Source organism: Streptomyces sp. NBC_00820 (assembly GCF_036347055.1).
Lineage (GTDB): Bacteria > Actinomycetota > Actinomycetes > Streptomycetales > Streptomycetaceae > Streptomyces.
The window spans coordinates 854,541-877,143 of record NZ_CP108882.1; the positions used below are offsets into that span (position 1 = coordinate 854,541).

At 70.3% G+C, this 22,603-nt stretch carries 21 protein-coding genes; 13 read left to right on the forward strand and 8 right to left on the reverse strand.

What is annotated here, in order from left to right:
• Positions 1 to 16: 16 nt before the first annotated feature.
• On the reverse strand, positions 17 to 1,285 hold the full coding sequence (locus OIB37_RS04020; RefSeq protein WP_330456108.1) for an MFS transporter: 1,269 nt from the start codon (positions 1,283 to 1,285) through the stop codon (positions 17 to 19).
• A 133-nt stretch (positions 1,286 to 1,418) separates the two neighbouring features.
• Here OIB37_RS04020 and OIB37_RS04025 point away from each other — a divergent pair, with 133 nt between their 5' ends.
• The 5 genes from OIB37_RS04025 to OIB37_RS04045 all read left to right on the forward strand — a co-directional run bounded on the left by OIB37_RS04025 (position 1,419) and on the right by OIB37_RS04045 (position 7,040).
• Positions 1,419 to 2,354: a LysR family transcriptional regulator gene (locus OIB37_RS04025; protein WP_330456109.1), complete on the forward strand. Its 936-nt coding sequence runs from the start codon at positions 1,419 to 1,421 to the stop codon at positions 2,352 to 2,354.
• Between the two features lie 446 nt (positions 2,355 to 2,800).
• A complete protein-coding gene (locus OIB37_RS04030; protein WP_330456110.1) occupies positions 2,801 to 4,195 on the forward strand; it encodes a Mucin-2 in 1,395 nt (464 codons plus the stop codon).
• Positions 4,196 to 4,430: 235 nt separating this feature from the next.
• Positions 4,431 to 5,153, forward strand: coding sequence for a hypothetical protein (locus tag OIB37_RS04035; RefSeq protein WP_330456111.1), 723 nt, complete (start codon positions 4,431 to 4,433; stop codon positions 5,151 to 5,153).
• A gap of 190 nt (positions 5,154 to 5,343) precedes the next feature.
• Positions 5,344 to 5,823, forward strand: coding sequence for a diadenosine tetraphosphate hydrolase (locus OIB37_RS04040; RefSeq protein ID WP_330456112.1), 480 nt, complete (start codon positions 5,344 to 5,346; stop codon positions 5,821 to 5,823).
• 134 nt (positions 5,824 to 5,957) lie between these two features.
• Entirely contained in the window at positions 5,958 to 7,040 is a 1,083-nt protein-coding gene (locus OIB37_RS04045; protein ID WP_330456113.1) for a protein kinase family protein, read from the forward strand.
• A 430-nt stretch (positions 7,041 to 7,470) separates the two neighbouring features.
• Here OIB37_RS04045 and OIB37_RS04050 read toward each other — a convergent pair whose 3' ends face one another.
• Positions 7,471 to 7,986: a MarR family winged helix-turn-helix transcriptional regulator gene (locus OIB37_RS04050; RefSeq protein WP_330456114.1), complete on the reverse strand. Its 516-nt coding sequence runs from the start codon at positions 7,984 to 7,986 to the stop codon at positions 7,471 to 7,473.
• Positions 7,987 to 8,294: 308 nt separating this feature from the next.
• Here OIB37_RS04050 and OIB37_RS04055 point away from each other — a divergent pair, with 308 nt between their 5' ends.
• On the forward strand, positions 8,295 to 9,362 hold the full coding sequence (locus OIB37_RS04055; RefSeq protein WP_330456115.1) for an alkene reductase: 1,068 nt from the start codon (positions 8,295 to 8,297) through the stop codon (positions 9,360 to 9,362).
• 244 nt (positions 9,363 to 9,606) lie between these two features.
• Here OIB37_RS04055 and OIB37_RS04060 read toward each other — a convergent pair whose 3' ends face one another.
• Positions 9,607 to 10,011: a hypothetical protein gene (locus tag OIB37_RS04060; RefSeq protein WP_330456116.1), complete on the reverse strand. Its 405-nt coding sequence runs from the start codon at positions 10,009 to 10,011 to the stop codon at positions 9,607 to 9,609.
• A gap of 474 nt (positions 10,012 to 10,485) precedes the next feature.
• Between OIB37_RS04060 and OIB37_RS04065 the strand changes: the two genes are divergently transcribed.
• Positions 10,486 to 11,217: an HAD family hydrolase gene (locus OIB37_RS04065; RefSeq protein ID WP_330456117.1), complete on the forward strand. Its 732-nt coding sequence runs from the start codon at positions 10,486 to 10,488 to the stop codon at positions 11,215 to 11,217.
• 8 nt (positions 11,218 to 11,225) lie between these two features.
• On the opposite strand, the gene OIB37_RS04070 is transcribed toward OIB37_RS04065, so the two are convergent.
• Together OIB37_RS04070 and OIB37_RS04075 are read right to left on the reverse strand one after the other, a co-directional pair.
• Positions 11,226 to 11,435: a hypothetical protein gene (locus OIB37_RS04070; protein ID WP_330456118.1), complete on the reverse strand. Its 210-nt coding sequence runs from the start codon at positions 11,433 to 11,435 to the stop codon at positions 11,226 to 11,228.
• A gap of 324 nt (positions 11,436 to 11,759) precedes the next feature.
• Positions 11,760 to 12,203: a MarR family winged helix-turn-helix transcriptional regulator gene (locus tag OIB37_RS04075; RefSeq protein WP_330456119.1), complete on the reverse strand. Its 444-nt coding sequence runs from the start codon at positions 12,201 to 12,203 to the stop codon at positions 11,760 to 11,762.
• 130 nt (positions 12,204 to 12,333) lie between these two features.
• Between OIB37_RS04075 and OIB37_RS04080 the strand changes: the two genes are divergently transcribed.
• The 4 genes from OIB37_RS04080 (at position 12,334) to OIB37_RS04095 (ending at position 16,748) form a co-directional block, all read left to right on the forward strand.
• Positions 12,334 to 13,854: an MFS transporter gene (locus OIB37_RS04080; protein ID WP_330456120.1), complete on the forward strand. Its 1,521-nt coding sequence runs from the start codon at positions 12,334 to 12,336 to the stop codon at positions 13,852 to 13,854.
• 127 nt (positions 13,855 to 13,981) lie between these two features.
• Entirely contained in the window at positions 13,982 to 14,779 is a 798-nt protein-coding gene (locus OIB37_RS04085; protein WP_330456121.1) for a maleylpyruvate isomerase family mycothiol-dependent enzyme, read from the forward strand.
• Between the two features lie 163 nt (positions 14,780 to 14,942).
• Positions 14,943 to 15,353 (forward strand): TipAS antibiotic-recognition domain-containing protein, encoded by a 411-nt coding sequence (locus OIB37_RS04090; protein ID WP_330456122.1) that lies wholly within the window; start codon positions 14,943 to 14,945, stop codon positions 15,351 to 15,353.
• Positions 15,354 to 15,944: 591 nt separating this feature from the next.
• Entirely contained in the window at positions 15,945 to 16,748 is an 804-nt protein-coding gene (locus tag OIB37_RS04095) for a maleylpyruvate isomerase N-terminal domain-containing protein (protein ID WP_330456123.1), read from the forward strand.
• 172 nt (positions 16,749 to 16,920) lie between these two features.
• Here the strand turns inward: OIB37_RS04095 and OIB37_RS04100 are convergent, their stop codons facing one another.
• Complete coding sequence (locus OIB37_RS04100; RefSeq protein WP_330462095.1) at positions 16,921 to 17,160, reverse strand: hypothetical protein; 240 nt, start codon at positions 17,158 to 17,160, stop codon at positions 16,921 to 16,923.
• Positions 17,161 to 17,383: 223 nt separating this feature from the next.
• On the reverse strand, positions 17,384 to 18,385 hold the full coding sequence (locus OIB37_RS04105) for a bifunctional helix-turn-helix transcriptional regulator/GNAT family N-acetyltransferase (RefSeq protein ID WP_330456124.1): 1,002 nt from the start codon (positions 18,383 to 18,385) through the stop codon (positions 17,384 to 17,386).
• Positions 18,386 to 18,612: 227 nt separating this feature from the next.
• On the opposite strand from OIB37_RS04105, the gene OIB37_RS04110 reads away from it, so the two are divergent.
• Positions 18,613 to 20,040, forward strand: a complete 1,428-nt coding sequence (locus OIB37_RS04110) for an alkaline phosphatase family protein (RefSeq protein ID WP_330456125.1) — start codon at positions 18,613 to 18,615, stop codon at positions 20,038 to 20,040.
• A gap of 223 nt (positions 20,041 to 20,263) precedes the next feature.
• Here OIB37_RS04110 and OIB37_RS04115 read toward each other — a convergent pair whose 3' ends face one another.
• A complete protein-coding gene (locus OIB37_RS04115) occupies positions 20,264 to 21,781 on the reverse strand; it encodes a catalase (RefSeq protein ID WP_330456126.1) in 1,518 nt (505 codons plus the stop codon).
• A gap of 304 nt (positions 21,782 to 22,085) precedes the next feature.
• On the opposite strand from OIB37_RS04115, the gene OIB37_RS04120 reads away from it, so the two are divergent.
• Positions 22,086 to 22,517 (forward strand): CBS domain-containing protein, encoded by a 432-nt coding sequence (locus OIB37_RS04120; protein ID WP_330456127.1) that lies wholly within the window; start codon positions 22,086 to 22,088, stop codon positions 22,515 to 22,517.
• Positions 22,518 to 22,603: the final 86 nt, after the last annotated feature.

Here is a 22,603-nt window from a genome sequence, read left to right on the forward strand (position 1 = left end):
TGTCCGTAAGGGCCGGTCAGGTGTGGCTCGGTGCCGGATGCGGCTCGGAGAGGCGCGCTGCCGTGCGGCGGGGAAGCAGGAACGGGGTGGCCAGCAGGAGCACACCGGCCACGCCGATGGCCGTACGCGGACCGAGCAGCCCGCCCAGTACGCCCCAGACGGCAGTCAGGAGCGCGGTCGAGGCCTTGGTCGTCACCGCCCAGGCGGACAGCGTGCGGGCCACCCGGTCGGTCGCGGTGCGCTCGAGGCGGAAGGTGGCGTAGACGGGGTTGAAGATCCCGCAGAAGAAGATGAGACCGAGTTCGACACCGATCACCAGCAGCAGCCCTCCGGTACCGGGCCCCACGAAGGCCAGGCCGACGGGCCAGAGCGCGCGCAGGGCCCCGACCACGACCAGGACCTGGTGTCGGCCGTACCGCGTGACAAGCGGCTGGGCCAGCCGCGAGCCGAGCAGGCCGCCGATCGAGGGCGCGGCGAAGGCAAGGCCGTACTGCCACGGTGCGAACCCGAACCGGCCGAGCATCAGGACGGCCAGCAGCGGCTGGGCGGCCATCACCAGGCCGTTGAACAAGGCGGTGTTGAAGAACAGCGGACGCAGCGTCGCGTCGGCGAGGATGTACCGCCATCCGTCGAGCAGGTCCCGGGCCCGCATGCGCGCGACCTCCTGGTGCTCGGACCGCGGCTCGTGCCCGCCCGTCGCACGGATGCCCAGGGCCGAGAGCAGGTAGCTGACCGCGTCCGCCACCACCGTCGCCACGGGACCGAGGAGCCCGATCGCCGCGCCGCCCAGCGGCGGTCCGATGATCGTGGTCGTCCAGGCCGTGGACTCGAACCGGGCATTGGCGACGAGCAGGTCCTCGGCCGGCAGCAGCGTCTTCAGGTACGCGCCGGAGCCGGCGCGGAAGGTGATGTCGGCCGCCGCGACGACGACCGAGACCAGCAGGAGCTGAAGGAAGGTGAGCACGCCGAGCGCGAACGCGACGGGGATCGTCAGCAGCGCGGCGCACCGCACCAGGTCCATCGCGATCAGCACCGGGCGCTTACGGCGGAACTCCACCCACGGGCCGAGCGGCACCGCCACGGCCGCGCCCACCGCAGCCCCCACGGAGGCGAGCGCGGCGACCTCGGCCGGTCCGGCGTGCAGCACCCGGACGGCGATCAGCGGGAAGGCGCCGAAGGCGAGCCACGTACCGAGCGCGCTGGTCCCGTACGCGGCCCACAGCCACCCGAACCGCCGCCCCAGCCGCCGTCCGGGCAGCTGCCCCAGCCGGTGCCCGCTCCTCATACCCGACGCTCCTCGCCACTCACCCGCACAACCGATCCGCGATCGGAAGCATCAAAGCGAGCACCCTACCCAGGGATCAAACAACCGCGGGACCGTCGGCCACAACCATCGGTTGTGGCCATAGGGTGTCGGCATGGACCTCGACACCGTCCGGACCTTCGTGGCCGCCGCCGACGCGGGCCAGTTCCAGGAGGTCGCCGCCGAGCTGGCCATCACCCAGCAGGCCGTCTCCAAGCGCGTCGCAGCGCTGGAGCGCAACCTCGGCGTACGGCTGTTCAACCGCACCCCGCGCGGCGCCGAGCTCACCATCGACGGGCAGGCGTTCCTGCCCCACGCGCGCGAGCTGCTGCGCGTCGCCGAGCGCGCGGTCGCGTCCGTGCGGCCCGGCCGCCGTCCGCTGCGCATCGACGTGATCGCCTCGCGCGGCGCGGCGGCGGGCCTGATGCGTGGCTTCCACCGCGCGCACCCCGAGATCGAACTCGACGTGGTGATGCTGCTCGACATCGAGACGGCCGTCGCCGCCATCCGGTCCGGTGAGATCGACGCGTCCTTCCGTGCCGTCGCCGCGCCCGGCCGCCCTCTCCCCGAGGACTTCGAGTCCGTACGGGTGCTCGACGAGCCGCTCCAGCTCCTCACCGGCCCCGCCCACGCGCTGGCGGGCGCCCGGTCGGTGACCGTCGCCCAGCTCGCCGGGCACCGGATCTGGATGCCCGGCATCGTCCCCGGTACCGAGTGGGCCGCCTACTACGACGACCTCGTCGCCGAGTTCGGCCTCACCATCGAGGCGACCGGACCCAACTTCGGCTCCGACGCGCTCCTCGACACCGTCGCCGACACCCCGGCCCTGGCCACCTTCATGGGCGAGCACACCCGCCTCGTCTGGCCCGCGGACCACGGCCTGCGCCGCATCCCGGTCACCGACCCGACGCCGGTCTACCCGCACTCGCTCCTCTGGCACCGCGACAACCCCCACCCGGCACTGGCCACCCTCCGCGCCCACCTCGCCACCACGACGGCCGCCCACGACGCCCCCGGAACCTGGGTGCCGAACTGGGTGATTCCGCGCTGAAAGCGGCCTCCTCCGCGATCAGCACGACCGGATCAACGGAGGCGACGCATCCCTGAAGCAGGGTGCGTGGCCTGCTCACCGAACTCGGCATCCCGGCCTCCACCTGACCGCCGCGCCCGGCGTCACCGCCCACGCGTCCGCGCACTCACGGTGCGGGGCGGCCGGACCGACGGGTGGGCCGGTGGGCGGTGACCGGTGGGCCGGTGGGCCGGTGGGCCGGTGGGCCGGTGGGCCGGTGGGCCGGTGGGCCGGTGGGCCGGTGGCCGACTCTGACCGGCCCTGGCCGCTGCAGCGGAACGGCCTCCGTGGCGCGGCGCGGACTCTCGGGGACCGTATGCGCGGGCAGCCTGGCACGTGGCACGATGACGGCTGGTCGGATCGACAGGCCGATGCCGCGTAGGCATCCGCTGGGACGCGTGCAGAGTGACGGGGCGGAGAGCTGAGACGTGGTCGCCTTCTACTCCTCCGCGCTGGACGGAGTCGCCGCCAACCCGGCCCTTCCCACACCGCTGCTGCTGCGGCTGATCGCCTTCGACGGCGGGGGCCAAGGGCCGCCCTTCCAAGCCCTCCACCGGCCGGGACTGCCCGAGCCGGCCGTGGCGGCTGTCCTCACCCACCCGATCGTGGACACCCGAGTCCACTTCGCGACGAGCGGCCAGGCGGACGCCGGGCAGCGGGCCCGACTCGCGGACGACCCGTCGCCCGAGGTGCGGGCCGCCGTCGCGGTCGGGCCCGAGTGGACTCACGATCCCCGGACGAAGGTCGGTCCGCTGCCGGACGCCGTGTGCCGACGGCTCCTCGACGACCCCGAACCGGCCGTACGGAGCGCGCTGTTGCACTCCCGCCACTTGGCGCCGTCCTTCCTCGTCTCCCTGGTCCGGCATCCCGATCCGGCCGCACGACGTGCCGCCCTGCGCGTCTGGGACGAACTGACGGCGGACGAGCGGGCCACACTGCTCGATGATCCCGACCGTGAGGTACGACGGCCGGCCGAGCTGTGCGCGTGTCCTCACGACGCGCGGCTCACAGCGGCGCTGCTCCGCGACCCCGCCGTCCGGCCCGAGGCGCTGCGCCGCGGGCTGCTCGGCCGCGCGGACGCCGAGGGGCTCCTCGCCGAGGGCGTCCACCTGGTCGAACTCGCCGGCAATCCGTCCCTGCCCGCCGACCTCGTGGACCGTCTCGCCGTCGGCCCCGACGACGAGGTGCGGCTCGCCGTGTCCCTCCGCCCCGAGCTGTCCGAGGCCCGGCGCGCCGCGATCGACTTCACGGTGGCTCCGCACGTAACGAAAGACGTGGACTGGGTGGCGGCCGGTATCGACGATCCGGACGTGCTGCGCCGGGCCGCGACCTCCGCCCATCCGCTGCTGCGTCGCGCCGCGGCCCGCAGCCCTCATCTGCCGGCCGGTCTGCTGCGGCTTCTGGCCGCGGACGAGGACGTCATCGTGCGTACCCACCTGGCCGTCCATCACCGTGACACCCCAGAGGAGGTCCTGATGAGCGTGTACGCGCGGCTCGGCGGGACGTTCTCCGCCTGGATGGCGACCGGCCACCCCCGCTTCCCCCGCGAAGGGCTGGCCGCCCGCTATGCGGACCATCCGGAGGGGACCTACCGGCAGTTGGCAGTCCGCGACCCCGCCGCGAGCCCCGATCTGATCGAGCGGCTCAGCCACGACCCGGTCGTGTGGACTCGCCAGGCGGCGACCCGCGACCCACGCCTACCGCTCCCCCGGCTCCTCGAGGCCCTCACCGTGCCCGAGCTGGCCTCCAGCGCGGGGGCCAATCCGGCCCTTCCCCCAGGAGAGATGGCCGGGGTCATGGACAAGGCCGGGGTGCCCGCATGACGGCACGGTTCAAGCGGCACAGCCCGCACCGAACCGGCATCGAGCGGAAAGGACCTCCACGTCCTCACGCCCGGCATCCGACGGCTACGGGCGATACAGTGCGCAGGTCCTGGGTGTCGCCGTTACCTTCACCGCGCTGAATCCGGGCAGTTCGTCATGCCCAAGGGGCATCCCGCGAAGATCAGGCGATGGTCCCACTTCGATGACCGAAGAGTCGGGCGGCATGAGGAACTCCGTGACGAACAGCACGGCGATGCACCCTGGCCGGATACCCGGCTACGACGGCGGCCCCTTCACTCACCGCCCCGAACTCCTGGACGAGAGCCTGTTCTGGCTCGGCCACCTGCACAACTGCGCCCAGAGCGAGGACGCCGAGGAACTACTGCTCGGCGAGGACGCCGAGGACGCAGCGGACTTCCAGCGCCAGTTGCTGGAAGGGGACGACTGGCCCGTGTTCACCGTCCCGCTCGTCGGCGGCCACCGCCTGTACGTGGTGTACCGCGCCTTCGAGGAGGACGAAGGCATCGACTACCTCCTGCACCACCTCGATCGGGACCACACCGAACATCTCGCCCAGGACGAAGGGCACTTCATGGGCCCCGCCCTTTCCTGGGCCGAGCTGACCGCCGCAGCGGACAACGGCCTGCCCGGCGGCAGCACCGCTGATCCGCACGCCCGGCTGCTGCTCCTGCTGCCCGCGTTCGGCGATGACGCCGTACCCGATGACGCCGTCGACCGCCTGGCGGCAGCACTACGCGCCCGCACTCAGGTCGAGGCCCCCGATCGGCTCGCCGCCGCCCTGCTCGAAGACCAGGGGTCGTGCGGTCCGGTGCGCTGGACCACAACCGGGCATGGCTACTGGATCAACGACGGCGGGCTGTCCTTCCGCAACCCCGCCAACCGCTTCGCCTGGCCTGCCGCACGCCTGGCGCGTGTGAGTGCCGCACTGGCCCCCTGATCCGCACAGCCGAGCAAAGCAGCCGGAGGCCGACGGGGGCGATCCTGCGGTGTCTGGTGTGATCACGACTGATGGCGATTCGTGAAAACGGCCGGGGTCGCTCCTCGCCCCGTTTGGTTGGTTCTTGATGTATGCGGGGAGGTTGGGGAGCCAAGAGCGGGCCTTGATCACCTGTGGCTAAGTTGGGGCCATGACTGGTGACTGGAGGTTGGATCGGATCGGGGCTGCTCTGCGAGGTGAGAACCCGACCGTGCTGCGGCGGCTTGAGTCGGGGTTCGCGGTGATCGGCGACGTTCAGTTCCTGCCGGGTTACTCGGTTCTCCTCGTGGACGAACCAGGTGTTCAGCGGTTGTCTGGTCTGCCGACGGCGAGGCGGTTGTCGTTTCTGTCCGACATGGACCGGCTCGGAGAAGCCGTGGAGCGCGTCTGCCGACGCCTGGACCCCGGCTTCCGCCGGGTCAACCTGGAGATTCTGGGGAACACCGACCCGTTCCTGCATGCCCACGTCTGGCCGCGGTTCGAGTGGGAGCCGGCCGAGCTGGTGGGCAAGCCTGTGTGGCTGTATCCGGGTGACCGGTGGAGTGACGAGAGGTTCAGGCTGGGGCCGCAGCATGATGTGCTGCGGGACGGGATCGGAACCGAACTGGATCGGTTGCGTTCGCTGGGCTGACGGCGTGAGCCCGCCGACCGTCCGATCTCGCTCCGGGAAAGGGCCGTTCATGAGAGTGGCCGACCTTCTCGGCGTAGGGTCGGTGCCGTACGTGGGATTGCCGAAGCCCTGGTTCGGGCACCGAGGAGTCGTCGATGCTGGACCAGGATTTACGGCGCGCCGCGCGCCTGGCTGATTACGGGAGCGTGAGCACTCAGCTCTCCTTGCTGAGCGACCACCGGCTCGGGAAGGTCGTCGCAGCCGCTACCCCGCTCGGGTCGGGCATCGGCGGCAGGTCGGCAGAGCTGGACATCAACGGAACGCGCGTCTTCGTCAAGCGGATCCCTTTGACGGACACCGAATTACGCCCGGAGAACGTGCGGTCGACGGCGAATGTCTTCGAACTGCCGATGTTCTACCAGTACGGGGTGGGCTCGGCCGGGTTCGGTGCCTGGCGGGAGCTTGCCGTGCACACCATGACCACGAACTGGGTTCTCGGCGACGAGTACGCGGGATTCCCCCTGATGTACCACTGGCGGGTTCTGCCTGACTCCCCTCCCGAAGAATTCACCGACGAGTTCGGGGGCCTGGAGGGGGCCGTCGCGCACTGGGAGGGATCACCCGCCGTTCGTGACCGGCTGGAGGCCATCGGCCAGTCGTCGTGCAGCCTGGTGGTCTTCCTGGAGCACGTGCCGCACACGCTCGCCGGATGGCTGGCCGCCCAGCGCGAAACCGCCGTGCCGGACGGCGGGGACGGCTCGCCCTTCCGCTGGGTGGAGGAAGCTCTGATGCGCGGAGCTGCCTTCATGAGTTCTCGCGGACTTGTCCACTTCGACGCTCACTTCGCCAACATCCTGACCGATGGCCGCCAGCTCTACTTCGCCGACTTCGGACTTGCCCTGAGCTCCGGCTTCGACCTTTCGGCGGACGAGTCCGACTTCCTCTCGGACCACCTCGCGTACGACCACTGCTACACCGCGAGCCACCTGCTTCGATACCACTTGCTCGACGGCGTGCGCGGTGACACGGAACGCGAAGCCTTCCTGCACGACTGGATAGCCGGCCGGCGACCTGACGACGTCCCGCCCGAGATCACGGCCATCATCGACCGGCACGCACGCCCGACCGTCGTCGTGGACTCCTTCTTCCGCCGTCTGCTCACCGAGAGCAAGCAGACGCCGTTCCCGGCCGCGGAGATCGAGCGGCAGTTGGGCTCCGGCGCCACAACTCCGAGCTGATCCACGCCCTCGCCTCGACGGTCCGGCAGCCACGCACCAGCCACTCGTCGAAATTCGCCGGCCATGCGCCGTCAACGTGACTCCGCGATGTCTGTCACCGTGCTCCGACAAGCGGACGGTGATTCTTGCTGCCGCCGCGGCGGGCGCTCCAACTCCCGCCGGGTGGAGGCGGGCTTGGGCCGGCAGGACGAGCCTTATGCAGTCATCCAGTTCAGTCATCCAGTAGGTCCCACGACCGATCTGATGCCCCCGCGGGGTTTGCCCGGCCCGCACAGCAAGTGGGTCCACCCGCACCACACGCCAAATCCTGAGGCGGTTCCGTGCCCTGGACAGTCACAAGCCACCTGCGCCCTTCATGCGGGCCCGCACCGCTCCCCGGGTGCGCGCGTCGGCGCAGCCCGGTGCGCGCTCCTCCACTGCCCTTGCCGTCTCAGTCGTCGGGTGCGTGCCAGGCGGCGAGGTTGCCCTCCAGGCGCTCGAGCGCGCGCAAGGTCGCGTCCTGCTCCTCGGCGGTGAGGTCGCCGATGCTGACGCGTTCGAGGTCGGCCCAGACCTGCTCCACCTGCCGGCGCAGGGCGTGGCTGGCAGCGGTCGGCTCGATGATGACGGAACGCTTGTCGGTGTCCGAGGGGCGGCAGCGGACGAAGCCCGCCTGTGCGAGGCGCCGGACGGTGCGGGTCATGGTGGGGGCGTCGGAGTCCAGCAGGCGAATGAGGTCGACCTGGCGCTGAGGGCCGAGTTCCCACAGGTGCATCATGACCAGCTCCTGGCCCGGATACAGCCCGACCCGGCGCAGGAGCTGCCCGGCGATCATGCGGTGCAGTCGGGCCACCCGGAAGATCGCGTGGCTGATGCGTCCTCCGCTCGCGGATGTGGGCAGAGGTACCGACGTCGCCTCACCCGGCACAGACGCCTGACCGTCGGCCGGAGGTGTCGACTGAGTCATTGCCGCCACCCTTCCTTGCAGATGTTGCTCGAACACCTACCAGTGTACTTCGGCCGCCTGGACCGCGGACATCACACCCGCGGATGCCGCTTCACCGGACCAGGCATGGGATTGTGGCGATCGTCACAGCCGCTCACAGGGAATGGCGCCAGGGCTTTTATTTGTTCGAGCAACATAGTTCGTGGTCTCAGCAGAAAAGAACGTGACACCGCGGGCCTGCCGGGTCGCACGGTGTCGTGCGACCCAGTGCCACCGGACGAAGTCCGGCCGGCTTCCACACAGCGCTACTCACCGATGAAGGCCATGAGATGACTTCTGCGTTCGATCCGATCGACCTGGGCGGCAAGCGCCTGGCCAACCGCATCGCGATGGCCCCCATGACCCGCAGTCGCGCCTACGGCCCTGGCGCGAGCCCGACGGCCGCGATGACGACCTACTACACCCAGCGGGCCGGCGCGGGCCTGCTCATCACCGAGGGCGCCCAGCCGTCGGTGATCGGCCAGGGCTACACCAACACCCCCGGCCTGCACTCGGCCGAGCAGGTCGAGGCGTGGCGGGAGGTGACCGACGCGGTGCACCGTGAGGGCAGTGTGATCTACGCGCAGCTGCTGCACACCGGCCGTATCGGGCACCCCAGCCTGCTCCCCGACGGCATGTTTCCCGTCGGCCCTTCGCCGGTCGCCGCGTCTGGACAGGTGTTCACCCAGGACGGCATGCGGGACTTCGTCACCCCCGTCGAGCTGACCGAGGCCGCCATCACCGAGACCATCGAGGACTTCGCGCGGGCCGCGCGCAACGCGATCGCCGCCGGCTTCGACGGCGTCGAACTGCACGGAGCCAACGGCTACCTGATCCACCAGTTCCTGTCCACCAACGCCAACCGGCGCACCGACGGCTGGGGCGGGTCGGTCCAGGGCCGCATCCGTTTCGCCGTCGAGCTCGCCCGTGCGGTCGCCGACGCCATCGGAGCTCATCGCGTGGGCCTGCGGGTCTCCCCGGCCGGCGTCTTCAACGACATCACGGAAGACGGCTACCGCGACACCTACCTGGCCCTGGTCGAGGCGCTGGAGCCGATCGACCTGGCCTACCTGCATGTCATGGAGAGCGGGGACCGGGAACTCACCTCGGCGCTGCGAAAGAGTTTCAGCGGCACCTTCATCCTCAACCCCCACACGCCCGGCTCCATGACCGGCCTTGACGATCTCGCCCTGATCGAGGACGGCACCGCCGACATCATCAGCTTCGGCGCCCTGTTCCTGGCCAACCCCGACCTGCCCGCCCGCCTGGCCGCCGGTGGCCCGTTCAACACCCCTGACCGTGCTACCTATTACGGCGGCGACGAACGCGGATACACCGACTACCCGACCCTCGGCTGACGATGAACCAAGGCGCCCGTCCGAACCGTTCCGGCCTCCGCCGGTCTCGGACCGGCGCCGGTGGCCGGCACCGCACACACGTGTGCCGGCCTCCCGCCGAAACCCGTGGGACCGTTCGGCCCAACGCGGACGCCCCGCGCGCCAGTTGCCCGCGGGGCGTCCGCGCCCGTCCCGCGCGGCTGACCGACTGGCTCACCGGCGAGCGGCTGATGCAGGCGCGGGACGCCACCGACGGTGCGGGTCCTCAGGTCGGGTCGGGGACGTGGGACCAGCCGGTCCAGTTGCCCTGACTGTCGCGCAGGTCCCACCACAGCCAGTCATCGGTTCCCTTGAGGACGATGGCGAAGAGGTAGGAGCCCACCTGCTGTGTACGGATCGTGACGCCGCTCCGCCACTCGCCGCCCATGGACTGCCACGACGTCCAGCCTCCGGAGGAGGTCGTCCAGCGCGTCCACACGGCCTTGTCGGTGCCGATCGCGAATTCCTGCAGCGTGCCGTCGGGAAGCGTCGTACGGGTCACGCCGTACTCGCAGATGACGGTTCCGCCCCCGACGTTGCAGTAACTGAGCGCCTGCGCCGGGGTGGCGGCCGTCACTGCCACACCCGCGACGACGGCGGCCGTGAGGAGAGCTGCCTTGATCCTCTTCATCCTGAAATCCCTTTGCTTGCTCGAACGTCGTGCCGGTGAACCGACGTTCATACTCTCCAGGCCACCGCTGACGTCCGGCTGACGTACCGCTTACGCCGCGCACGTGGTCCAGCGAGACCGTCCACGCGACCACCGACTTCCGCCGAGCCGCCGACGCCCCGGAGATCGCGTCCCGGACCCTCGAAGTGGCCCACGCGAGCGTTGCCCCGCCGCCCGCAGGCGGGCCGGTCCACGGCGCGTGGAGGCCCCGTGACGGCCGGGTACTCCGCGTCGATCACGGCCTGCCGGGCGGCGCACGTCATGCCCAGCACGTGCTCGGCCGTCGTACCCCGCGGTGGGCGAAGTCCGGTGCAGTGGCGCCTGCTTGCGTTCCAGCGGGTCGTGCGACCGGTGAACCCGCTCACGTTCTCCGGCATGTGGTCAGCCGTCCCCTACGATCAAGATCGTCATCGCGTTCGACCAGGAGAGCAGGCCATGACCACTCTGATCGTCTTCGACATCGACGGCACCCTGCTGCGCAGTGTCGCCCCCCACCAGGCCGCTTTCCTAGGCGCGTTGCGCGACTGCGGGCTCACGGAGATCGATTCCGGGTGGGGCGGTTACGCCCACCACACGGACTCGTGGATCTTCCGTCAGGTCTTCCGGCGCAACACGGGCCGGCTCCCGGACGAGGCCGAGACCCAGAAGTTCGCCGACCGGCTGTACGAACGCTTCCTGGCCGCCACCGAGCGCGAGGCCGTCGAGCAGATACCCGGCGCGGCCGCCTTCCTGCGGTCCCTGGCCGAGTCCGACGCGTACACGGTGGCGTTCGCGACCGGTGGCATGCGGGAGGTCACCGCCGCGAAGCTGGCACCGCTGGGCGTGGCCGGCCCGGTGTCCACCGCCAGCGACCACACCTTCCGCGAGCACGTGGTGCGGGAGGCCATCCACCAGGCGGGCGACGGCTTCGACCGGGTCGTCTGTGTGGGCGACGGGCCGTGGGACGTGCGTGCCGCGGTCGCCACCGGCAGCCAGTTCATCGGCATCGGCGAGTCCACGGCGCCGTTCGGCGAGTGGTTCCCCCGCACGCGTCTGTTCGGCTCGTTCGACGAGATCGACCCCGCCGCCGACTTCACCCTCGCCCCACCGGTGGGACAGGTCGCAGCGGAGCCGGACGCCGACAAGGCGTTCAGCGCCCGCCCGGCGCCCTGCGTCTGCTGGAACTGACCGCTCGCTCAGATCGACGCTCCGGCCCGCTCGGCCACCACACGGCACAGCCGCTCGAAGCGGCCGGGGCTCATGAGACTCGTCGTCGGCAGCCGGGCGCCGGACTCCTCCTCGACGGCGAGGACGGTCTGGATCTGTCCGAGTGAGTCCCCCTCGCCCGGGGTGAGCCCGGCCCCGCCGTCGCACACGTTCACTCCGGGCCCGAGGACGCTGCGCACGGCCGCCTCGACGACTCCGTCGGACCGGGGCAGGAGTACCCAGGACAGGACTGCCCGGGTGAAGGCCCGCCGACGTCGACGGGGCGACTACGTCCGGCCCGGCGCGGCAGCCCACGGACCGACTTCCGGGTGACCGGCAGAGGGAGCGGCACAGGGGCTGACAGCGGGCCGGAACAGTCCGAGCTGCGGCACGCCCACCAGACGGGTGGTGGCGCGATGAGCAGCCCCGGCCGGCGGCGTCGCCTCTTCAGCGTTCTCGCACGACCCCCCGTTGCGCCTTCGGAAGTACGGCCCCGGCACGCACGCCGCGTCCCGCGGGCGACTTCAGGAGTGGTCGGCGACGGGCTGCGCTTGGAAGACGCGCTCCAGCAGCGCGTACAGCGCCTCCCGCTCCTGCTCGTCGAGTCGGTTCAGGCCGTCGAGCGTGTGGTGCATCTTCCCGCGGATCACGTCGATGACCCGCTCGCCCTCGGGAGTGAGGACGACGTTCTTGACGCGCCGGTCGGAGGGGCTCGGCTCGCGGCGCACCAGCCCGCGCTTCTCCAGGCGGCCGACGATCCCGGTCATGTTGGAGGCGTCACAGGTCAGGGTGGCAGCGAGCACACTCATCGAGGCGGGTTCCCGGCGCAGCACGTTCAGTGTCTTGCCCTGGCTGGCCGTGAGGTGCTCGCTCGCGGCGGCGACCGTGAAGTCGCCGTAGTACGAGGCAAGCGAGACGGAGAGCAGCTCCATGAGCTGGGCGCGGCCGACGTGGGGGGATGCCGTCATGCGCTTCACCCTACGCCTCGAAACTTGACGATCTCAAATATCGGCGGCTACGGTCCCGACCGTTACTTGATGTTCTCAATCTTCGATGTTCTGAAATAGATCGTCGAGGTCTCACTCAGGAAGAGATTCCGTGTCTCACGAACAGCACACGGCGGCCCGACGACCTTCGGCGGACACCGCGGTCGTCCTGGTGCTCGGGCTTGCCGCGATGGTCGTCTCGATGATGCAGACCCTGGTCGTCCCGATCCTGGGCATCGTCCAGAGCGACCTGCGGGCCACCACGGCGAATGTCAGCTGGGTGACCACCGCCACGCTTCTGTCGGCGGCCGTCTTCACCCCGCTGCTCGGCCGCTTCGGTGACCAGCACGGCAAGAAGCCCACCCTCGTCGGCGTACTGCTCGTGATGATCGCGGGCTCGGTGCTCGCCGCCACCACCACCTCGTTGACCTGGCTGATCGTCGGCCGGGTGATGCAGGGAGCGGCAACCGCGATCTTCCCGCTCGCCCTCTCCATCCTGCGCGAGGAGATCAAGCCGGAGAAGCTGCACGGTGCCATGGCCCTGGTCAGCGGAACGCTCGCGTTCGGCAGCGGACTCGCGCTGGTCGGCGCGGGGCTCCTCACCCGCGGCTCGGACCCCGACTACCACCGGGTCTTCTGGCTCGCGGTGGTGCTCGCGGTCGTCGCGCTGGCAGGTGTGCTGTTCGCGGTGCCCGCTTCCCGGACGAAGACGGGTGGGCGCACGGACTGGCTGGGCGCGCTCACCCTGGCGGCGCTGCTCGTCCTGCTGCTTCTGCCCATCTCGCAGGGGCACACGTGGGGCTGGACGTCCGGCCGTACCCTCGGCTGCTTCGCCGCGATGGTCGTGACGACCGGTCTGTGGGTCCTCGCCGAGAGCCGTGTCAAGGAACCCATGGTGGACATGAGGATGTTCGTCCACCGGCCCGTTCTCTTCACCAACCTCGCCGGGCTGCTGCTCGGGTTCGCGATGTTCGCCCAGTTCATCGGCGTCTCGTACCTCGTCCAGGTCCCCGAGAGGATCGCGGGCTACGGCTTCGGCGCCTCCGTGCTCGCGGCGTCCGTCGTGTACCTGCTTCCGACCACGCTCGTCTCGCTCCTGGGCTCCCAGTTCGGCGGCGTTCTGGTGCGCCGGCTCGGCGCGCGCGTCACTCTGGCCGCCGGGGCCTGCTTCGGCGTGGTCGGCTTCACGTGGCTGAGCGCCGCGCACGACACGACCGCCTCGGTGATCGGCGCGGGCATGGTCATCGGTCTGGCGATCAGCTTCGGTTACGCCGCGATGCCGGCGCTCATCGTCGCCAGCGTCCCTCCCCACCAGTCCGGTATCGCCAACGGCATCAACTCCATCTCCCGCTCGGTCGGCAGCGCCGTCGCGAGCGCGGTGATCACCTCGTTGCTGGCGTCGAAGACCATCCCGCTCCCGAAGGGGATGCCCGCACTCCCCCAGGAGAGCCAGTTCACGCTGAGCTTCGAGATCGCCGGCGTGGCGTTCGGCCTGGTCGTCCTCGTCGCCCTGACCGGGATCAAGGCGACGCACGCTCCTCGTACGCCGGTCCTCCGCAAGGCCGAGGCCGAGGCTGTGGCCTCCGGCACGCCGGAAGTCTCGGAGCCGGAACCCCGTACCGAACTCGTGTGACCCTGCTCCACGCAGCACCGCCGGCCGCAGCCCGTACTCGTCAGATGTCCCGAGTCGGTGCCGCGGCCGGCTCCCTTCGTCTCTGAACCCGCTCTGAACCCGCAGCTTCTTTGAAAGGCCTGTCCCGATGAAGACGCCCGACCACACCGACCACGCGTCCGCTGTCACCTCGGTCGATCACCGCGCGGCGATCGCGGCGGAGACCGCCCGGTTCGTCGCGGTCGTGAACGACGCCGACCTGGACACGGCCGTGCCCGGCTGCCCCGGCTGGACCCTGGCCGAACTCGTCAGGCACACGGGCAGCGTCCAGCGCTGGTTCTCGGTCCTGTTGCGGGCACGCGTCCAGGAACCGCCGCGCAGCCGTGACGTCGACCTTCACCTCCCGGATCAGGCGGCCGGATACGCCGACTGGCTGGCCGAGAGCGCGACCGTGGCCGCGGACGCCTTCGCGGTCACCGACCCGGACCTGCCGATGTGGGCGTGGGGCGCCGACCAGCACGCCCGCTTCTGGGCACGCCGGATGCTCTTCGAGACCCTGCTGCACCGGGTCGACGCCGAACTCGCACTCGGACTGCGGCCTTCGATCGACCGCTCGCTCGCCGTCGACGGGATCGACGAGTTCCTCGTCAACCTGCCCTCCGCCACCTTCTTCGCCCCCAAGGTGTCCGAGCTGCGCGGAGCCGACAGGACCATCCGCTTCCACACGACGGACGGGGACGAGGCCTGGCTCGTGCGCCTGCGGCCCGACGGTTTCGGGATCGACCCGGCCCACCCGGCCACGGTCACCGCCGACGCGACCGTCCGGGGAACCGCGGCCGACCTGCTCCTGCTCGTCTACGGCCGCCTGCCCTACACGGCCAAGTCCCTTGCCCACGAGGGGGATGAACAGTTGCTGACCCACTGGTTCGCCCATTCGTCCTTCTGAGAAGCCGGACGGGCTTCGTCCGGTGCGCGAGCGGCGGGCCTTTCGCGCTTGCTGAACTACGAGGAGGCAGAGCTGCTGCGGCTGCAGCAGCTCCTGCTGATGCGGGCAACTCGGTCTGGGACTGCGCGAGATCGCGGCGGTCCTGGAGCGCCAGGTCGACGAGGTGGCCGCGCTGCGCGAGCACCAGCGCGGGCTGCCGGCAAACCAGGAGCGGCTGAACGTGCTGGCGGCCACGGTCGGCCGCACCATCGCCGAAAAGCAGTCGGGACAGTTCACCGGCACGCTCACCGACGAGGACCAGGCGCGGCTGCGGCAGGAGGCCACGGCGGCGATGGTCCGCATGGCTGAGGCCATGGCAGCCGGCACGCGGATGACCGAGCCGGCGGTGCAGGCCGAGGTCGATGCCCAGTACCGGGGCATCTGCCGGATGCGGACCCCGAACGCGGCCGCGCTCAAGGCGCTCGGACAGACCTACGTCGACGACGTGCAGTGCCGCGCGGCCTACGGCCAGGTCGCTGCCGGGCTCGCCGTCTACCAACGCGACGCGATGGCCGCCCACACGGGCACCGCCTGAGCTGACCGGCCAACGGCCGCTGGAGGGCTGCAGACCTCCAGTCCCGGGCATCTTCCGCCCGACCCGCTCCGCCGCCCGGCGGTGTCCCGTCCTTGCGAAGCGGGCGTTGCCGCGCACCTGTTGGACCATCCGCCGTGATCCCCGCCCACTAGGGCCTCTCTTCCGGATCTTGCCGGGGTCGCGGGGTCTGGCACGCACATCTGCGGCGTTGTCGTCGGTCCCCGACGCGCCGCGTCGACTCCCTCCTCCGCCTTGCAGCTGCACGCACCAGACCCCGCTCGGGTCGGCCAGAAGGCACCGCAGACCGGAGCCGGCCTGATCCGGAAGGAAGGCCCTAGTCCCGCCACTGCCGCCTTGAGGACTGCGAACCCCTCCATGGTGTCCGACCACATGTGCGTCTGCCCCACAAAAGCTCGCGAGTTGAGTCGTGTCCGCCCTACCCGTCGAGGTCCGTCCGTCTGCCGTGCGCCCTCTGGGGGCTGTCCGGCGGATCATGGCGGCATCACGGGATTGGAGTCATCGGCGCCAGCCCGCGATGGCGGCTGTGAAAATCGCTGTCGGATTGTCGGAACGCAGTGATACAGAGTCCGGGTGACAACGACACTCGAGTTCCCCGTTCTGCTGCGGCTGATCGACGAACGGTCGACCGCCTTCCGCGCCGCGGTCGCCTCCGCGCCCAGCCTCGACGTACAGGTGCCGACCTGCCCCGAGTGGACGCTGTTCGATCTGGCGCAGCACATCGGCGAGGGGCGCCGCGACTGGGCCGCCACCGTCGCCGCAGGGCCTGCTCCGGCCAAGTCCGCGGCGGAGGGCGCCCCGGCTGCGCCTCGGGAGCGCGAGGCCCTGCTGGCCTGGTTGGCGGAGTCCACGGAGCAACTGCTGGACGCACTGCGGAAGGCCGGCCCGGATCGCGGCTGCTGGACGTGGTGGGAGGCGTTGCAGTCGCCGCAGACCTCCGGTGCCGTAGCTCGGCACCAGCTCCAGCAGATGGCGGTGCACACGTACGACGCCCAGATCACCGTAGGTGCCCCGCAGCCGCTGCCGGACGAGGTGGCGCTCGACGGTGTCGACGAGTTCCTGTCCACCTGCGTCGCAACGACGAGTGCCTGGCCGCACAAGCCCGCTGTCGTCGACTTCCACGCCTCCGAGGGCCGCTCCTGGCGCCTCTCGCTCTCCGCCGACGGCGCACGGACCGCCCGCCTCCCCGGGCCCGGCACCATGCCGGCCACGGCTGCCGGCCAGGACCCGGACGCGGCCGCCGCCTTCCTCTCCGCTCGGGGCACGGCCAGCGAGCTGGTCCTCATCCTGCACGACCGTATCCCGACCGACTCCCTGCAACTCGACGGCGACCGACGTCTCTTCGAGCAGCTCAGCGCCTGGGACCCGGATGAGTAGGACGTGACGATGCGCCACCTCGTACGCCCCGGGGCATGCCTCCCGCCAACGGCTACAACCACGCCATGGTGGCCTCGGGGCCGCGGGGGGGCAGACCGTCACGGCTGCGAAGCGGCTGACCAAGGCCGCGGCTCACAAGCTGATCGGTGCGCCTGGTCGGCACCTGACGCCGTCAGTTCTCAGCGCCGTCCTCGTCGTCATCGAGTCCGGCCGCGTCAGGGTCGCGCAGCGGGCGCAGGGTGCCGCCCGCGACCATCTCCGGTTTCACCCCGCCGTCCAGGTTCAGCAGCGCGTCCAGGATGAACAGGGAGTCGCGCGGGGTGCCGGGCACCACCATCTGCCCGATACCGATGACCTGGTCGTTGATCGCGTCCGTCGGCCGGAGGCGGCGCACCCGGCGCGCATCGGTCAAAATTCCACCGGCATGCGGCGGACGGTAGCCAGCCCCGGCAGCGATCGAAGAGCTTCCGGAAAACCCCCGCAACAGCCCGATCGCCTGTGCTGGACGACCAAGATCAAGCGCTTGGCGCCAACGGCTGTACCGCTGGTCCCCAACGCCGGATGCGGCGCCAGTCGCGCCCACTCATCGCTCGTCAGATCTCCCCGCCCCACAAAACAGGCGGTGATCCCGAAGCTCAGGGCTCACACGATCCGCCGGACAGGCCCTGGTCGAGGTCCAGCCGCCAGTCCTGGCCCACGAGGTCCTTACCGAAGGAGCGGTGCGGTTTCTCGCCGACGAGGGTGAAGCCGTGACGCTGGTAGAGGCGGCGGGCGCTGCCGAGTAAGTCGTTGGTCCACAGCACCAGGTGGCGGTAGCCGGCGTCGCGCGCGAAGTCGACGACGGCCCGTACCAGCCGGTCGCCCACGCCGTGGCCCCGCGCGCCGGGCTCGACGAGCAGCAGGCGCAGCCGGGCGGTCCCCGGCGCCGCGTCCCGCACGCACATCACGCAACCCACCGGCCGGCCTTCCAGCTCCGCGATCCACACGCGCTCCAGTGCCGGATCGTGGTCCGCGGCGAAGTCGGCGACGATCCTCGCCACCAGGCCCTCGTACTCGGCGTTCCAGCCGTACTCGGCCGAGTACAGGACGGCGTTGCGCCGCACGATCCAGCCGAGGTCGCCCGGGAGCGGCTCGCGCAGAACGACCTCACCGACCTCCCGGGCCTCACCAGCCTCCTCGGCCTTCCCGGCCTTCCCGGAGCGCTGCTCCCGCTCCGGCTCGTCACCGAGGATGTCGCGGATCGCGCGCATGGCCCCCGCCAGCCGTTTCCGGTCGTCCGGGGCAACGGCCTCCAGCAGCTTCCCGACCGTCTCCCGGGCGCGCTCGTCCAGTGTGGCGGCCGCCTCGCGGCCGCGGTCGGTGAGAGCGATGCGCCGGCGCCGCGAGTCGTTGCGGGAGGGGCCGCGCTCGACCAGCCCGCCCTCCTCGAATCTGTTCAGGATGCGGCTGAGGTATCCGGCGTCCAGGAAGAGCCGTTCGCGCAGGTCGGCGGCGTCCAGCTCCTGGTCGTGGGCGAGTTCGTACAGGACGCGGGTCTCGGTGAGCGTGTAGGGCGCGTAGAGGTGGCGGCCGTAGTCGAGGGCGCCGATGAGGCGTGTGTAGAAGCGGTTGAAGGCACGGACGTCCTGAACGGTCATGGCCACCTCCAGATACTTGACTCAGTCAGAGATATAACCCGAGCCTACGCCTCCGGACGAGGGCGCTGCACGGCCGGGGTGAGCGATGCGCCTCGACTGTCACGGTTTGACCGGGCCCATGCCGCACGTTGCCCACTTGTTCACCGTCCGCCCCCTGACGCCACTCGCCTTCCGTGGCGCACAGTGTCCGTTGACTCACTCAGCGAGCACGACCAAGAAGGGGCACCATGACCGAGTTGACTCGCCGTAGGCTCCTGGGTTCGGCCGCGGGCGCGCTGGGAGGGGCGGCCGCGCTCTCCCTCCTCCCGCCGAGCGTGCAGAAGGCGGTCGCCGCCGAACCGCCCAGACACCGTTCGCTGCGGGACATCGAGCACGTCGTCCTGCTGATGCAGGAGAACCGCTCGTTCGACCACTACTTCGGCACTCTCTCCGGGGTGCGCGGCTTCGGCGACCCCCGCGCCTTACGACTGGACGACGGGCGCAGCGTCTTCTACCAGCCGGACACCCAGAACCCGAAGGGATACCTGCTCCCCTTCCATCTCGACACCCACACGTCGAGCGCGCAGGCCATCCCGTCCACCAGCCACGCCTGGTCGGTGCAGCACGCGGCGTGGAACGGCGGCAAGATGGACCAGTGGCTGCCCGCGCACCGCAAGGCCGACGGCGTCAACGGCCCTTACGTGATGGGCTACTACACGCGCGAGGACATACCGTTCCAGTTCGCCCTCGCCGAGACCTTCACCATCTGCGACCACTACTTCTGTTCCGTCTTCGGCCCCACCTGGCCCAACCGGCTGATGTGGATGACCGGTTCGATCGACCCCGGCGGCACCCGGGGCGGCCCGGTCATCAACAACTCGGCGCCGCAGCCGTACCGCTGGACGACGTACGCCGAACGCCTCCAGGCGGCAGGAGTCAGCTGGAAGGTCTACCAGCAGGACGACGACTACGGCTGCAACATGCTGGAGCAGTTCGCCGCCTTCAAGAACGCCCAGCCCGGGTCCGACCTGTACGAGCGCGGGGTGCGCCCGCAGCCGGAGGGCACGTTCGAGGACGACGCACGCAACGACCGGCTCCCGGCGGTGAGCTGGATCGTGCCGACCAGCTACCAGTCCGAGCACCCCGCCTACCTGCCCGCCGCGGGAGCTGACTTCGTCGCGTCGAAGATCGAGGCCATCGCGTCCCGTCCGAAGGTGTGGCGGAAGACCGCCTTCATCCTCAACTACGACGAGAACGACGGCCTGTTCGACCACGTGGTCCCGCCGACACCCCCCGCCGGCACGGCGGACGAGTTCATCGGCGGCCTGCCGATCGGCGGTGGCTTCCGCGTCCCGGCGATCGTCATCTCGCCCTGGACCGTGGGCGGCTGGGTCTCCTCCGAACCCTTCGACCACACCTCCGCCCTGCGCTTCCTGGAACGCTTCACGGGAGTCGAGGAGCCGAACGTCAGCGACTGGCGACGAGAGACCTTCGGCGACTTCACCAGCGCCTTCCGCTTCTCCCACACCCGCCCGCGCCCGCCACGCCTGCCGCACGACACGGCGGAGCAGCTGGAGAAGGCGAAGGAGGAGGTGGCGACGCTGCCGAAGCCGACCCTGCCGGACGAGGACCAGACCTTCCCCCACCAGGAGCGGGGACACCGGCCGCACGTCTAGGGGGTGTCTCCCCGATCTTCGTGGGTCCGCGACGCCCGGCACGGCACCTCGCCGCACGGCCGAATCGCCCACGTACGCCCAGTACGAGGACGATCGGCCGCACGCCGAGGCACCGCACCGGACGCCGCGGCCTGATCCACGAAGATCGAAGAGACACCCCCCCTAGGACCCCTCCTCCGGCTTGAGCCGGGGCCGCCGGGCACGCAGGACCTGATCTCCCGCCTCAGGCCTTGTCCTGCATGCTGCTGCGGGCCGGGTTGCCCTGCCCGGCGGCCTTGGGGTCGGTCTCGTCGGCCTTGGCGCGCACGCTCTCCCTGATGCGTTCGCCGATCTTCTCGTCGATGTTGGACCAGTACGCGAAGGCACGCTCCAGCACGGGCTCGGAGACACCGTTGAGGAGATGTCCGGCCACGTTGTCGACCAGCCGGTCCCGGGCGGCGTCGTCCAAGACCTCGCGCACCAGGGTCCCGGCCTGGCCCCAGTCGTCGTCCTCGGGGTGGTCGACGTAGGCGGAACGAGTGATCATCCCGTCGGCCTCCCAGCCGGGCGGCGTTCCGTAGCGGCCGGTGTCGGCGGCGGGGCCACCCTTGGAATTGGGGGCGTACACGGGGTCCTTGGTCTTGCGGAAGGCCATCGCCCCGTCCTTCGAGTAGCTGTTGACGTCGACGATGGGGGCGTTGACGGGCAGTTGCTGGTAGTTGGCGCCGATGCGGTGGCGATGGGCGTCGCCGTAGGAGAACAGCCGGGCCAGCAGCATCCGGTCCGGGCTGGGACCGATGCCGGGGACGAAGTTGTTGGGCTGGACGGCCAGTTGCTCGATCTCGGCGTGGTTGTCGGTGGGGTTGCGGTCCAGCGTCATGCGGCCCACAGGGATGAGCGGATAGTCGCCGTGGGGCCACACCTTGGTGAGATCGAACGGGTTGAACCGGTACGAGGCGGCGTCGTCGTACGGCATCACCTGGACGTACAGGGTCCAGCTCGGGAACTCGCCGTCCCGGATGTGCTCGAACAGGTCGCGCATGTGGTAATCCGTGTCGACCGCGGCCATCTGGTCGGCCTCGTCCTGGGTGAAGCACTCGACGCCCTGGTCGGTCTTGAAGTGGTACTTCACCCAGAACCGCTCGCCCTCGGCGTTGATCCACATGTACGTGTGGGAGGTGTAGCCGTTCATGTGGCGCCAGGTACGCGGGATGCCCCGGTCGCCCATCAGCCAGGTGACCTGGTGAGCGGACTCCGGCGAGAGCGTCCAGAAGTCCCACTGCATGTCGTGATCACGGAGGTTGTTGTCGGCGCGGCGCTTCTGGGACCGGATGAAATGCTGGAATTTCATCGGGTCCTTCACGAAGAACACGGGCGTGTTGTTGCCGACCATGTCGTAGTTGCCTTCGGTGGTGTAGAACTTCACCGCGAAGCCGCGAGGGTCGCGCCAGGTATCCGGACTGCCACGCTCACCGGCGACGGTCGAGAACCGCACGACCAGATCGGTACGCGTGCCCGGCTGGAAGACCGCGGCCTTCGTGTAGGCGCTGACGTCGTTCGTCACCTCGAAGTGACCGAAGGCGCCGCTGCCCTTCGCGTGCGGCTGCCGCTCGGGAATCCGTTCCCGGTTGAACTGCGCCATCTGCTCGATCAGGTAGGCGTCCTGGAGCAGGACGGGCCCGGCGGGACCGACGGTGAGGGAGTGCTCGTCACTCTCGACCGGCGCGCCGGAATCCGTGGTGGTGTACGGGATCTCACTCATCCGTCTTTCCTTCCGTCCGGGCGGGCGGTGACCGCGCCCGCACTTCGTCGCCGCTGTCGGTCACCACCGGCGGAACGCCCGCGACACCGATCCGGCGCCGCCATCGGGCGCCCTCCCCGGAACGCACCTGCGAGAGCGGCACCCCGTCGTACCGGGTGACCTCCGTATGCGTCGGCAAACCCGCACATCGCCCCCTCCCGTGGTGCCGGCTCAGCACGGCGACGCGTGGTGGGGGTACGCCCTCGGGGGTACCCGGCGGGCAAGGGCGGCGACAGCGTCGCGTCCACCGGCGAAAGGGAACGAGATGACCGGCAACGTACGCAACATCATGACGGGGACGCCCACAACCGTGGACGGTGACGCATCGGTCATATCGGTGGCCCGGACCATGCGTGACCAGGAAGTCGATGTCGTCCTGGTGGTGGACAGCGGGCAACTGACGGGGCTGATCAGCGACCACGACCTGGTCATCGGGGCACTGGCCGACGGGGCGGACGCCGAGCGGATGACCGTGAGCGAGATTGTGCGGCCGGGCCTGGTCACCGTCGACGTCGACGAGGACCTCAATGTGGTCGCCAGGACGATGCGCGAGCACTCGGTCCGCCAGGCCGCCGTCATCGAGGACGGCGAGCCGATCGGGATCATATCCGCACGCGATCCAGACCTCGAAGGTCGTCCGGGGCGGATCATCACACCGACCCCGGAGCACGCTCAGGAGGCCGATGGGGGAATGTGATCGCGTTGGGTCGCACGGGGCGTACGGGGCGCGGCGGGGGCAGCGCTCGGGACCGGTGCCACGTCTGACGCGCACTGAAACGCGCT